The organism is Wolbachia endosymbiont (group A) of Anthophora plumipes, from assembly GCF_964028115.1.
In the GTDB taxonomy this organism is placed as follows: Bacteria; Pseudomonadota; Alphaproteobacteria; order Rickettsiales; family Anaplasmataceae; genus Wolbachia.
On record NZ_OZ034756.1, the window covers coordinates 1,118,346 to 1,131,632 of the forward strand.

General features: G+C 36.4%; 11 protein-coding genes. 3 read left to right on the forward strand and 8 right to left on the reverse strand.

The window, feature by feature from the left end:
• Positions 1-5 precede the first annotated feature (5 nt).
• Together ABWU75_RS05645 and ABWU75_RS05650 are read right to left on the reverse strand one after the other, a co-directional pair.
• Complete coding sequence (locus ABWU75_RS05645) at positions 6-350, reverse strand: tetratricopeptide repeat protein (RefSeq protein WP_353286786.1); 345 nt, start codon at positions 348-350, stop codon at positions 6-8.
• On the reverse strand, positions 293-2,497 hold the full coding sequence (locus tag ABWU75_RS05650; protein ID WP_353286787.1) for an NB-ARC domain-containing protein: 2,205 nt from the start codon (positions 2,495-2,497) through the stop codon (positions 293-295). Before ABWU75_RS05650 ends, ABWU75_RS05645 begins: the two co-directional genes overlap by 58 nt.
• A gap of 219 nt (positions 2,498-2,716) precedes the next feature.
• Here ABWU75_RS05650 and secA point away from each other — a divergent pair, with 219 nt between their 5' ends.
• Positions 2,717-5,377, forward strand: a complete 2,661-nt coding sequence (secA, locus tag ABWU75_RS05655) for a preprotein translocase subunit SecA (RefSeq protein ID WP_353286788.1) — start codon at positions 2,717-2,719, stop codon at positions 5,375-5,377.
• Between the two features lie 3 nt (positions 5,378-5,380).
• On the opposite strand, the gene ABWU75_RS05660 is transcribed toward secA, so the two are convergent.
• The 3 genes from ABWU75_RS05660 to ABWU75_RS05670 form a co-directional block, all read right to left on the reverse strand.
• The gene (locus ABWU75_RS05660) at positions 5,381-6,478 is read right to left on the reverse strand and encodes an ankyrin repeat domain-containing protein (RefSeq protein WP_353286789.1); all 1,098 of its coding nucleotides are present in this window, start codon (positions 6,476-6,478) and stop codon (positions 5,381-5,383) included.
• A gap of 309 nt (positions 6,479-6,787) precedes the next feature.
• Positions 6,788-8,350 (reverse strand): glutamine-hydrolyzing GMP synthase, encoded by a 1,563-nt coding sequence (guaA, locus tag ABWU75_RS05665; protein ID WP_353286790.1) that lies wholly within the window; start codon positions 8,348-8,350, stop codon positions 6,788-6,790.
• A 105-nt stretch (positions 8,351-8,455) separates the two neighbouring features.
• Entirely contained in the window at positions 8,456-8,959 is a 504-nt protein-coding gene (locus ABWU75_RS05670) for a DUF2924 domain-containing protein (protein ID WP_341822264.1), read from the reverse strand.
• 92 nt (positions 8,960-9,051) lie between these two features.
• On the opposite strand from ABWU75_RS05670, the gene ABWU75_RS05675 reads away from it, so the two are divergent.
• Positions 9,052-9,297 carry a hypothetical protein gene (locus ABWU75_RS05675; RefSeq protein WP_353286791.1) on the forward strand — a complete coding sequence of 82 codons (246 nt, stop codon included), beginning with the start codon at positions 9,052-9,054 and terminating at the stop codon, positions 9,295-9,297.
• A gap of 181 nt (positions 9,298-9,478) precedes the next feature.
• Here the strand turns inward: ABWU75_RS05675 and gatC are convergent, their stop codons facing one another.
• The 3 genes from gatC to ABWU75_RS05690 form a co-directional block, all read right to left on the reverse strand.
• Complete coding sequence (gatC, locus tag ABWU75_RS05680) at positions 9,479-9,832, reverse strand: Asp-tRNA(Asn)/Glu-tRNA(Gln) amidotransferase subunit GatC (RefSeq protein ID WP_353286792.1); 354 nt, start codon at positions 9,830-9,832, stop codon at positions 9,479-9,481.
• Positions 9,822-10,748, reverse strand: a complete 927-nt coding sequence (locus ABWU75_RS05685; protein WP_264732252.1) for a ribose-phosphate diphosphokinase — start codon at positions 10,746-10,748, stop codon at positions 9,822-9,824. The genes gatC and ABWU75_RS05685 overlap by 11 nt, the downstream gene beginning before the upstream one ends.
• 351 nt (positions 10,749-11,099) lie before the next feature.
• Positions 11,100-11,297 (reverse strand): hypothetical protein, encoded by a 198-nt coding sequence (locus ABWU75_RS05690; protein WP_264732250.1) that lies wholly within the window; start codon positions 11,295-11,297, stop codon positions 11,100-11,102.
• Positions 11,298-11,477: 180 nt separating this feature from the next.
• Here ABWU75_RS05690 and sdhA point away from each other — a divergent pair, with 180 nt between their 5' ends.
• Positions 11,478-13,283, forward strand: coding sequence for a succinate dehydrogenase flavoprotein subunit (sdhA, locus tag ABWU75_RS05695; protein WP_353286793.1), 1,806 nt, complete (start codon positions 11,478-11,480; stop codon positions 13,281-13,283).
• The last annotated feature ends 4 nt before the right edge of the window (positions 13,284-13,287 follow it).

Consider the following 13,287-nt stretch of genomic DNA (forward strand, 5'->3'; position numbering starts at 1 on the left):
AAAACCTAAATATCATCTAGCTCTGCCAGTAGTTTCACAACTTCCGGGTGATCAGGGCCGTAATGTTTCTTAAAGATGGATGAAGCCCGTTCAAACAACTCCTTTTGTTTCTTGTGGTTACCTAGAGCACCATGGGCATCGCTTAGGTTTATCAGTAGTTTAGCAACTTCAGGATGATCAGGTCCATAATGTCTTTTAAAGATAGGTAAAGCCCGTTCAAGCAACTCTTTTGCTTTCTTAGGATGACCTAAAAACCTATAAGCGGCACCTAAGCTTTTCAGTAATTTAGCAACTATGAAATGATTAGAGCCATAGTGTTTCTCAAAAACAGGTGAAGACCATTCAAGCAACTCTTGCCTTTCTGAACATTACCTAAGCTAATGTGTCTATTACCTATCCATATTAACAAATCTGCAAGATAATTCTCCTCTAGTATTTGTTTTTCCAAAGGATTGTTTTCTAGCCAATCATCTATATATGATGAGAACGCCTCTAAATGTGGTAATAATTGTTGTTCCTTAGCATAATTTTTTAATTTGTTACTGTCATCAGGGGAACTTTCTTTTAATAATTGAAAAACGGTTTTTATATCTTTTTTAATTTTTCCACTTTCCTCTGACTTTAGCCTAATTACATCTTGTACTAAACAGTGAATAGAAACACTACTACTCTGCTCATTGGACACTAGCATCGAATATCTCAATAATATACCTAATACTTCTTCAAAAGGTTTTTCTTCAGAATTGTTCTCTACAATCTCAGGAAATATTCTTAACAAATCTTTAGGAATATCATTGTCTAAATATGCACAAGCTACTAACAACTTGCTTGCTAGTTTAGACTCATTACGAATTGCGTCCATTGTAATATCCCAAGTAATAAACACAGGCTCATGGTTAGAATCCTTAGGTAGTGTTTTATGAGATAATAAATAAAGCTTCCTTTCTGCATAAATTTCTAAGTAACGTGAGATAGTCATTTTGTTTTCTTTGATGTAAGCGCAAGCCTGAGCTAAGGCCAAAGGTAATCTACCTAACTTTTCTGCCAATATATCTATATTTGGCCTATCGCTTTCTGAAACCTGGCCTAGAATTTTCTTAACATATAATTCTGATTCTGGGGGAGTAAAAACGTCTACACCTATACTCCCTTGTGGCCATTCAGTATTACGAGACGTAACTATTATTTTGCCGCCTTTTGTAGGTCTGAGCTTAGAAATGACTTCATAATTTGATACATTATCATAAATCAACAACCAGCCTTCACGTTTAGAATCTTCTAGCCAGTTTTTCACATAATAAGCTCGCTGTGCAATAGAAATGTTGTCTTCATCGTGAATAATATTTAATTTTCTTCCTAAATTAACATATTCACTGAGTAGTTGATCTTCATCTTTTGCATTAAACCAACATATTGCCTTGTATTCTTTCCCATGTTTTTGAATAAAATCTAGCACTGACTGTGTTTTACCTACTCCACCTAACCCGTACAAAGCAGTTAATATAACTGGCTCATTTTTTGTCTTTAGATGATTTACTATTTCTTCATTGAGATATTCTCGTTCAATGAAATTTCCACTAGCTATTTTAGGTGGAATGTTCCACCGTTCAAATAGATCTTCTCTAGGTTTGAGACTATAAAGATGTTCTATAACTTCCCTAAAATAATCGTCTTTTCTTGTTAGATAAGAAACTTTGCTACCCTGTTGTGCCCACCATTTCTCTACCTTGTCATATACACGGACAAAAACTGTATCAATATCTTCTTCCCCTGATATTTTGTATACATTTCCTATTTCTTTCTTAATAATATCATCTGATTTTGAATGATTAGGTTGATTAACTACAAACCTTATTCTAAGTAAAAAATCTTCTATTTCATCTTCACTGCCGCAGCTGAAGTATTTTTTCAGTTCAATATGATTTTTTATTTTATAGCACGTTCCTTTTTGACCTTCATAAATACTTAAAATGTTATCATTTGTTAACTTTGACTCTTCCAAATACTTCTCTAATGTCTCTATGCTACCTTGTTTTTCTGCACCTTTTTTTAAGTTCACATTAACATTAGTATGAATGACAAGTGTGATATCACTGTCCTTACACTCAGGGTTTTGCTTAATCTCAGGATGAGATTCAAAATATTTGTTTAACCCGAAATCTTCTTTCTGTTGCTTTCTATCATTTCCATCAATAAACAAATCTTCAAAAGTAATATTCTTCGAAGGGCGATATGTATTGCAGTGCTTAGCTTGAGCCAAGACAACTCTCGATTTGTTTTCCTGATCTTTACATTTAAAAAAAATATCATCAAAGGCTCCAAAGCCTTCTATGTTTGATGCTAACCAAAAGTCAATTTTACTACTTAACCCATGAAGTAGATACAGCATTAATAATTTTACTTCATACTTACGACCTTGATCACCTGTTGATGTGCCATCTCTCTTCTTAAATTTAGGATTACCAAGTTCTTCAGACTGCTTATTTTCTACATTCATACCCTACTAAACCTACGAATAACTTCTTTCTATAAAAAATTAAAGTCACCAAGTGCCTAAGATAATGCAACAGATTCTTTAATATTTCGATAACAGTGCCGAACAGGGTTGATTTTGTTTTCTATCTTAAGTATAAAGACTCCCCGAATCTAATATGTCATTGCTGTAGGCTGCATTTAGTAATATAATCTCATATTAAATAAGACTTTACTTAAGTTTATGCTAGATTCTCCGCTAATTTTGACAGCCATTCTTATATTTTTCATTTTTACGTTGTCATTCTTTTTTATAAGAAAGATATTTGGGTCAACAAACAAGAAGATAATAAAATCCTTTAGGAAAATTGTTCAGCAAATAAATGCATTAGAAACAGAAATGCAGAGCTTATCTGATGAGGAGCTTGCTGGTAAAACTCAAGAATTCAAACAGGAATTGAAAAATGGGAAAACGTTAAATGATCTTCTCGTACCTGCATTTGCAGTTGTGCGTGAAGCCTCTCGAAGGTTTCTTAATATGAGACACTTCGATGTTCAACTGATCGGTGGAATGGTGCTCCATAACGGCATGATATCAGAAATGAAAACAGGAGAGGGAAAGACACTCGTTGCAACTTTAGCAGCATATCTAAATTCCTTAGAAGGGAAAGGCGTGCACGTCGTAACTGTTAACGACTACCTTGCGAAACGAGACACAGAGTGGATGAGCAAATTATATAATTCTCTTGGGGTTTCTGTTGCGTTTATCACGAATAACTTGACAGACGAAGAGAGAAAAGAGGCTTACAGTGCAGATATCGTGTATTCCACAAATAACGAGCTTGCCTTTGATTACCTGCGAGACAATATGAAATTTTCTCAAGAAGACATGGTTCAGAGAGGCTTTCACTACGGAATAGTTGATGAAGTAGACTCAATACTCATTGATGAAGCTCGCACTCCGCTTATTATTTCTGGCCAGATTGAGGAAAACAATCAGATATATAAGCATATCAATAAAATAGTAACCAAATTAGTTGACTCTGATTATGAAGTGGATGAAAAGGGTAGGGCAGTGTTCCTTACTGAAGATGGTATTTCACGAGTGGAAGAACTACTCAGGTCATACAATCTCATTCCTGAAAATTCCTCGCTCTATGATACTGACAGCATGATAATGACTCATTATATAGACCAAGCATTACGTGCACATAAGCTGTTTACTGCTGATAAAGATTATATAGTAAAGGATGGCAAGGTAGTGATTATTGATGAATTTACTGGGCGTATGATGGAGGGCAGGAGATATTCCGATGGTCTTCATCAGGCACTTGAAGCGAAGGAGAATCTTGAAATTCAGCATGAAAACCAAACTTTAGCATCGGTCACATTTCAGAATTACTTTCGTATGTACAATAAACTTTCCGGAATGACTGGAACAGCAGCAACAGAGGCAGAAGAGTTTCGTGATATATACAGACTAAATGTAGTAAAAATTCCAACCAATGTACCTGTAAAAAGAGTTGATATTGATGATGAAATTTATGGCACAGGAAAAGAAAAATTTAATGCTGTGTTGAAGTTTATAGAAGAATGCCACAAACGCCTTCAACCGGTCCTTGTTGGCACGGTAAGCATCGAAAACTCTGAGAAGCTTTCTGCGCTTTTGCAAAGCCATTCTCTTAAGCATTCAGTATTGAATGCTCGTTATCATGAACAAGAGGCGTACATAATAGCACAAGCTGGAGTGCCAGGTAGTATCACTATAGCAACTAACATGGCAGGACGTGGAACTGATATTCAACTCGGTGGAAACGCTGAAATGATTGCAAAGGTAGAGCTAAAGAAGATAAAAAATGCTGATGAAAGAGAAAAAAAATACCAAGAAATAGTCGAAAGAGTAAAAAAAGATAAGGAAATTGCTATAAAAGCTGGTGGTTTATGCGTGGTTGGAACCGAAAGACATGAAAGCAGGAGAATAGATGATCAATTACGCGGCCGTTCTGGTCGTCAGGGGGATCCTGGACTTTCTAAGTTCTTTTTATCGCTTGAAGATGATCTAATGAGAATATTTGGTTCTGATAGAATGAGAAGCTTTTTACAAAAAGTAGGGTTAAAGAATAACGAAGCTATTCATCATCCATGGATCAATAAGGCACTTGAGAAGGCGCAGAAGAAAGTTGAAGCTAGAAACTATGATGTGCGGAAGTCTTTGCTTAAGTTTGATGACGTAATCAACAACCAACGTAAAGTTATTTTTAAGCAGAGAAACAATATCTTAGGCAACGAAATTAATGATTTACTTGAAGTATATAGCGAAGTAAATGAGAGCATAGTAGAAGGTATAATCCAAAGTGGCTATTATGAGGATTATATTGAAGATATAGTCAAAGAATTCCATACAAGGTATGGAATAACGCTTGATAAAGAAGATTTAGCAAAGTTTTTAAACAAACAAGAAGCTTTGAATTATATAAATGATAAGATACAAGAATTTTTTACTGAGAAAGAAAAATATTTCAACAGTCAGCACACTACAGATTTGTGGAATACGATCGTGAAGCAAGTAATGATAATGACACTTGATCATTTATGGAGGGAGCACCTTTCAACTTTAGAAAGCTTAAGACAAAGCATAAGCTTACGTGCCATGGGGCAGAAAGATCCACTGAATGAATTTAAACGCGAAGCTTTCTTGATGTTTGAGTCAATGCTTGAAAAATGGAAGGAACTCACCACTCATCGCTTAGCACACTTTAAGTTGGCAGACAACCAAGAGATAGGCAATAGGTTACATTCTGCGAGAAATAGCAGACTTCCAAAAGTCTCAAGAAACGACAAGTGCCCTTGTAATTCTGGGAAGAAGTACAAACACTGCCACGGCGCAGTTACTGTGGTAAATTAGTAACTATGGTTGTACAGTTTGTTTATTTCCATCAACATTACTGCAGCTAACCTCACTTAGCTTACTGTTTAATGAATGCTCTGATGACTTATATGCAACCCCATAGGAAATTCCACCAACGATCAGTGCAGATGCCACAGTAATTCCAACTATTGCTAGTGCAGGTAATGCAGTAGCGTAAACGAGTCCTAATGGAACTACAACAGCAGATATAACAACCCCAACGGCTCCTGCTTTTGTAGCTTTAGGCCTATGTATACATGATGGGTCTGCACCATAATTTAGCAGAAGTTTTGCCATTTCTGGATATTTACTATGCCAAGCACAACTCAAAGGGGTATATCTATTTTTATTTTGTAGATTAATATTAGCTCCATTTTTTAGTAGAAGTTTCACTGTCTTTATATGCCCGTGCTCAGCAGCATAATGCAAAGGAGTTCTTCCACCTTCATCTTGTAGATTGATATTAGCTCCATTTTTTAGTAGAAGTTTCACTGTCTTTATATGCCCGTGCTCAGCAGCATAATGCAAAGGAGTTCTTCCACCTTCATCTTGTAGATTGATATTAGCTCCATTTTTTAGTAGAAGTTTCACTGTCTTTATATGCCCGTGCTCAGCAGCATAATGCAAAGGAGTTCTTTCACCTTCATCTTGTAGATTGATATTAGCTCCATTTTTTAGTAGAAGTTTCACTGTCTTTGTATGCCCGTGTTTGGCAGCATAATGCAAAGGAGTCCCTTTATCTTCATCTTGTGCATTAACGCCTGCTCCTTCTTCTAGCAAAACTTCTACTACTTGTGTATGCCCATGCTGAGCAGAATAATGTAAGGAGGTTTTTTCCCATTCATCTTGTACATTAACATTAGCTCCGTTTTTTGTTAAGTATCTTACTACTTTTTCATAGCCATTTTCAGCTGCTATAAGTAATAAATTGCACTTGAGTATTATAAACGTGTAATTTATATCAAATTCGCTTTTTTTCCACTCATCATATATAAGTTGATTTTCCTGCTGCAGCTTATCTTTAATTCTATCAATTAAATTTTCCTTACTCAGATCTGGACTACTGTTGACTTCTTGTAGTATTAACCTTAATGTCATTTCCTTCTCCAAGATATAAAATTTTATTATGGCATATGAAGTGGATTATGTTAATGAAGAACTAAGAAACTGGTTCTTCTTTTTTTCTATAGCTTTAGGTTTACCTACAATTTGAAAAACAACAAATTCGTCATTCCGCCGCAGTATCTCTAGATCCCGCTAACACGTAGCGGGATGACGAGTTACTTAACGTCATACCGTGATTTATTCACGGTATCTCAACCGCTAACAAAGCGGGATGACAGCAATCCTACGTCATACCGCCGCGGTATCTCTAGATCCCGCTGCGGGATGACTAGACTTTTTGATTTACTCCCACTCAATGGTTGCTGGTGGTTTAGAAGTTAAGTCATAGACAACTCTATTTACTCCGGAAACGTTATTAACAATTATACTGCCAACATTCTGTAAAAAGTCCCAAAACACTAGCGAATGCTGATCCTTATCTTCAAATGGAAATGCATCAGCCGTCATACCATCGGACGATGTTACAGCCCTTAAAGCACAAACATATCCGTATGTACGACCATCTCCCATGACGCCTACAGTTTTTATTGGTAATAATACAGCAAAAGCTTGCCATATCTTATCGTATAGATCGTAATTTTTCATCGTATTAATATATATTTCATCTACTTCTTGCAATATTCGCACCTTTTCTTCATCGACTTCACTTATAATCCTCACTGCAAGTCCGGGTCCAGGAAATGGATGTTGAAATATTATCTCGTCTGAAAGCCCAATTTCTTTTCCAAGTAGCCTTACCTCATCTTTAAAGAGGTAGCGTAAAGGCTCTACTAGCTTCAGGTTCATCTTTTCTGGCAACCCACCAACATTATGGTGAGACTTAATTGTACTAGTGTTGTCTGAGGCATGCCCTGACTCAACTACATCAGAGTAGATGGTACCTTGCATCAAAAAATCCACATCACCTATTTTTTTTGCTTCTTCTTCAAACACTTCAATGAAAGCGTTACCGATAATTTTTCGCTTTTTTTCTGGATCAGTTATTCCCTTTAACCTACTCAAAAATAAATTTGATTTATCAACGTAGTTTATCGGAATTTCTTTCAACATAGCAATGGTCTGGTTCTTGCGTAACAACCCAGTATCGATAAAAATACAGTTCAATTGTTTTCCTATAGCTTTATGTGTGAGAGCCGCTGCAACACTTGAATCAACCCCACCACTTACTGCAGCGATTACTTTTTTCTCTCCTACTACATTTTTGATTTTTTCCTTCTGCTTTTCAATAAACGATTTCATTGTCCAGTCTCTCTCGCAATTTGCAATATCCAAGAAGTTAGAGAGCAATTTACTGCCATTTGTTGTGGGCCTCACTTCAGGATGGAACTGAGTACAGTAAATCTTCCGCTGTTCGTTGACAATTATTGCAATTGTTTGATTTATCACACTTGATGCGATAACAGTAAATCCCTGTGGTATAGTATCAACACTGTCCGCATGGTTCATTAATACATCCACTTCAGAATTAACATCCCAGGTATCCTTTATAATGGGGGATTCTTTTAGTATCTTGATTTTAGTTCTGCCAAACTCCTGTTTGAAACTCTCTTTTACTTTTGCTCCAAAATAATGACAAATGAGTTGCTGTCCATAGCATATTCCAAGTATAGGAACGTTTGTTGCCTTATTAAGTTTTATAATTTCATGTACTACTCTACTTTTTTCAGAACAATCATCATTTACAGATTGTGGTCCTCCAGAGAGAATAAACCCATTGAATTTTGATATTGTTTCAAAACTGATGTTGCTTGGAAATATTTCGCAATACACACCCATTTCCCTGACTTGTCTTGCGATAAGCTGTGCAAATTGTGAACCAAAATCAATAATGGCAATTGCTGACAATTTGCTCCTCCATATTATTTAAAAGTGATATCTGATAATAAAGAAAATAAAGAAGTAAGTAAACTAAGACCTCTTAAAAGCTTTGATGTATGACTTAAACGTTAGCTATGATTTATTTTGAGTTGACAGAAACTTTGCACGGTGGTGACTCAGAGTCCTCAGTTTTTCTTTGGGGTCAAGGCATACTTTAAAAAAATCCCAACCGTTGCAACTTTTACCGGTAATTCTTGTGCCAGCCGTAGAAGGAGCACTATATTCTTCCCCATTGTAAATAAACTTTCCCTCATTACTGACTGTAACTTCATACATTTTCTTTTTATATTCTCCAACAAGTGTTCTACCTATAAAAAGAGCTTTAATAACTTTTTGATTTTGCGTCAAGCCATCATCAACTTGCACAATTTCTTTAGGTTTATCTATTTTGAGCTCATTTAGTGGCTCATTACCCACCATATTGTTTAATACTTTATTTATTATATATGTTACTGCCTCATCTTTGACTTCTTCTACCCTTTTATCTACATATTTTTCTACTTCACTACGCACATGCCTTTTCAAACTTTCAAGCAAATCCTGTAAGTCGAGTAAAGTTAATTCAGATGTTTCCATAAAAACCCCCAGTTTTATTATCACGTATCAATAATACATCTAGTATACTTAAAATATCTTTAAGAAAGGCGACTCTGACCCTCAGGTAGCTAATGTTAACTACCGATATCGTACGTGAACCAAAATCAATGATGGCAATTGCTGACAACTTATACCAAACTTCGTTATTGGGAAGACAAATAGAATATACGATAAATTCACTTAAACCTCCAGTTATAGGCGGAAAGCACTCTTTTTCATTTGTCTCATTATTATTGAGAATTGGTATTACCCCTCCATATTATTTAAAGCAATATCTGATAATAAAGAAAATCATGGGGCAAGTAAACTATAGCTAAAGTGGCTTAGGTTTACCTACAATTTGAAAAACAACAAATTCGTTATTCCGCTACTTGTTAGCGCCGCGGCGGTATGACGTAGGGAAACCTTCTTGGGTTAGCTATATCTGTTTTGCCACTCTGCTGAACGGATACTTTGAAAGTAGATCTATTATAGAATTGATATGAGCCTTATTTTACCCTAATCGTTTGTAACCTTTGGCACTACGAAATACCCATGCTCAGGTTTTGTATTGGACAATATCTCTTCTTTAATGTTTTGAGAATTTATAACATCATCGCGTATATGAATGTCCTTGTCTATACTGCCATAACGCATAGGAGAAACACCTTCAGTATTAACTTGTAATAAAGTATCATGTATCCAATCCAGCATTGTCAGTTCTTTGGAGTAGTGATCAATCTCGTCATTTGATAACTTAATCCTTACAAGCTGTGCAATTTTAAGCATTTCTTCCTTGGTAATTGTTATTTTTCTCTTATTTGCAAATTCTATTAGTGAAGTAATAACGTCTTCTGTTGACTTAGCTGGCATCTTTACCTCCTTGGATGAAGTGAGTTAAAATATCTACGACCGAAACAACTTCTATTTTACCAGTTTTTTCAAGTTTGTGAAGTATAGTATCCGTAATCACTAATTTATCTAAAGAAGAGGAAGAAATTTTTTCAACTGCACTTCCTGAAAGCACGCCATGTGTGATGCATGAAATTACGGACTTTGCTCCGCAATTTTTTAAAGCAAGGGCTGCATTACACAATGTTCCACCAGAGTCAACTATATCATCAACAATGACACAATTTTTATTCGCAACTTCTCCTATTATGTTCATTACTTGAGATGTGCCTGCTTTCTCCCTATATTTATCTACTACAATAATCTTATCACTTAACCCTATCTTATACTTTTCCTCTAAAGTCTTTGCAAAAGCACGTGCTCTGCCAATTGCTCCAACATCAGGTGCAACAATTGCCAAATTTTCCTTGTGTATACAGTCAACAAATGCTTCAAAGCAGTTCAAATTAGTTATCGGTACATCAAAGAATCCTTCAATTTGACTTGAGTGCAAATCAATCACTGCAACACTACTTGCACCTGCAGTTTGAATAAGATTTGCAACTAATTTGGCATTTAAAGCAGATTGCATATTATTGTTCTTGATAATTCTATCTTGTCTGCTATATCCATAATAAGGAATAATTACTACTATCCTTTTGGCTCCTAATCTATTTACTGCATCAATTATAAGCAGAAGCTCCATAAGGTTATCATTCACAGGGGGAGAAAGAGATTGTACTATGTATACTTCTTGATTATATAGATCATTTGCTACTTCTACATTTACCTCGCCATCGGTAAACTTTGATATCCAAGCAGAGGATGGTTGAACATCTAGCCGGTTAACTACTGATTCCCCTAATTCTTTACTAGCATTACCTATTATTATCTTCATAATATACCAATTGAGCTTGTAAGATTATACAGAAATTATGAAATAATTGAAATGTAAGTTTCTTTATCTAGCATTCTTGTCGGCAAATTAGGTACCTCTTGTACAATGACCTGTCATTTTCACGCATTGTTTCAATATACAGACCCAAATTGAAACAACTATACAAAATCCTGCTTATGTTTCAAGATAAATGACTTTAATGAAATATAATTTACCTTACCACTTCGTTTTGATTCTCCAGTTCAACATAGGATAAATTACTCATACATTCTCCTAATATTTCCTCCTTTTTATCATTATCTAGTCCACTGCTAAACCCCTGACACTTTTTCTCAAGAGCTAAGCGTGTAGCTATCTTACTGTTTCAGACAATAATTCCGGCAACTCATTACGAATCTTTTCCTGCTCTTCCTCAGAGAAATTGGCAAGGTTTTCCCTGGCCATTTCAGAAAATTTTTGAGTAATCGTTTCTTTTATCATTCCACCAACTTCCTGTTTATTTAGTGTAATAACTACCGATGGATGCAAGCCAGATAAAGACTCAACCATTTTATTGTATGTTCCACCTGAAGTAAGTAAAATAGCGAGGTTTAAATGGCATTAAGATCAAAATTATTGGATGAAAAAGTGGTTCACTAATAATGAGAATTGGTATTAGCTATAGAAAACTTGTATAGATTTTTTCTACTTCTGTGATATCATAAGCCTGTAATGATAAAATAAGCAAATATGGATAAGTCAGCGTATGAGATCATAGAACATGAGTATGATGTGGTAGTAGTGGGTGCAGGTGGAGCAGGGCTCAGAGCAACGCTTGGGATGGCTGCAACTAATTTTTCAGTTGCCTGCATTTCTAAAATTTTCCCTACACGAAGTCATACAGTTGCAGCACAAGGCGGAATTAGTGCAGCTTTAGGTAATATTGGTGAAGACGATTGGCGCTGGCATGCATATGACACAATAAAAGGTTCAGACTGGCTTGGTGATCAAGATGCAATAGAATATATGTGTAAAAACGCTGCTAAAGCTGTTATTGAACTTGAAAATTTTGGCGTACCTTTTTCTCGTACAGAAAATGGCAAAATATACCAGCGTTCCTTTGGTGGAATGACAACTCACTTTGGTAAAGGAAAATCAGCGCAGCGCACTTGTGCGGCAGCAGACAAAACTGGGCACGCAATCCTTCACACTCTATATCAGCAGTGTCTTAAATTCAACGCTGAATTTTTTGTTGAATACTTTGTGATTGATTTAATTATGGATAGCGAAACCGGAGCATGCTGTGGAGTTCTTGCTTGGTCGCTATGCGACGGTACATTACATAGATTTCGCGCACATTCGGTGGTGCTAGCAACAGGTGGATATGGACGTGTTTATTTCTCTGCAACAAGTGCGCATACCTGCACAGGTGATGGTAATGGCATGGTAGTAAGGGCTGGATTACCACTTGAAGATATGGAATTTGTACAATTTCATCCAACAGGAATATATGGCTCAGGGTGCTTGATGACAGAAGGGTGCCGTGGAGAAGGGGGGTACCTCGTTAATTCTCAGGGCGAAAAGTTTATGGAACGTTACGCACCAAAAGCAAAAGATTTAGCTTCCCGTGATGTGGTAAGTCGTGCAATAACAATTGAAATTAGAGAGGGAAGGGGAGTTGGACCGAAAAAAGATCACATGTATTTAACTATAGCGCATCTTGATCCGGAAGTAATAAAACTCAGATTGCCGGGCATCAGCGAAACCGCAAGAACTTTTGCTGGAGTTGATGTCACTAAAGATCCAATACCTGTTATTCCAACTGTTCACTACAACATGGGCGGCATTCCAACCAATTATCATGGAGAAGTGATCACGCTGAAGCAAGGTAAGGAAGAAGTGGTAGATGGACTATTTGCAATTGGAGAAGCTGCATGTGTCTCTGTGCACGGTGCAAATCGACTTGGTTCTAACTCACTTCTTGATCTTGTGGTTTTTGGTAGAGCTGCAGCGCTCAGAGCAAAAGAGAAACTAAAATCCGGTACACCACATAAAAAATTGAGCTCAGATTGTACAGATTGGATAATAGATAGGTTTAATAAAATGCGATTTGCTTCTGGGAAGCTCAAAGTAGCAAAAATACGCAGCGAAATGCAGAACACTATGCAAAAGTACGCATCAGTGTTCCGTGTTGCTGAAGTTTTAGAAGAAGGTAAAAAAGCTATAAAAAAGGTAGCAAAAATGATGCCTGATGTTTCACTTGAGGATCGCAGTATGATATGGAACAGTGATTTAGTTGAAGCACTGAAGCTTGCTAACATGATCCCACAAGCGGTTATTACCATGGAATGCGCAGCCAATCGAGAGGAGAGTAGAGGTGCTCATGCTCGTGAAGATTTTCCTGAGCGTGATGATAAAAACTGGATGAAACACACCATAGCGTGGCTTGAAGAAAAGAAAGGTCAAATTAACGTAAAAATTGATTATAAAAAAGTGGCTGAAAAAACTCTGAGCGATGAAATTGACTTCATCGCTCCGGAAAAGAGGGTATACTAGCTTA

What these genes read in the sequence shown, in the direction of transcription:
- ABWU75_RS05650 (WP_353286787.1), bottom strand. Translation starts at nt 2,497, where the DNA reads ATGAATGTAGAAAATAAGCAGTCTGAAGAACTTGGTAATCCTAAATTT.
- secA (WP_353286788.1), top strand. Translation starts at nt 2,717, where the DNA reads ATGCTAGATTCTCCGCTAATTTTGACAGCCATTCTTATATTTTTCATT.
- ABWU75_RS05660 (WP_353286789.1), bottom strand. Translation starts at nt 6,478, where the DNA reads ATGACATTAAGGTTAATACTACAAGAAGTCAACAGTAGTCCAGATCTG.
- ABWU75_RS05670 (WP_341822264.1), bottom strand. Translation starts at nt 8,959, where the DNA reads ATGGAAACATCTGAATTAACTTTACTCGACTTACAGGATTTGCTTGAA.
- ABWU75_RS05675 (WP_353286791.1), top strand. Translation starts at nt 9,052, where the DNA reads ATGTTAACTACCGATATCGTACGTGAACCAAAATCAATGATGGCAATT.
- gatC (WP_353286792.1), bottom strand. Translation starts at nt 9,832, where the DNA reads ATGCCAGCTAAGTCAACAGAAGACGTTATTACTTCACTAATAGAATTT.
- ABWU75_RS05685 (WP_264732252.1), bottom strand. Translation starts at nt 10,748, where the DNA reads ATGAAGATAATAATAGGTAATGCTAGTAAAGAATTAGGGGAATCAGTA.
- ABWU75_RS05690 (WP_264732250.1), bottom strand. Translation starts at nt 11,297, where the DNA reads ATGGTTGAGTCTTTATCTGGCTTGCATCCATCGGTAGTTATTACACTA.
- sdhA (WP_353286793.1), top strand. Translation starts at nt 11,478, where the DNA reads ATGGATAAGTCAGCGTATGAGATCATAGAACATGAGTATGATGTGGTA.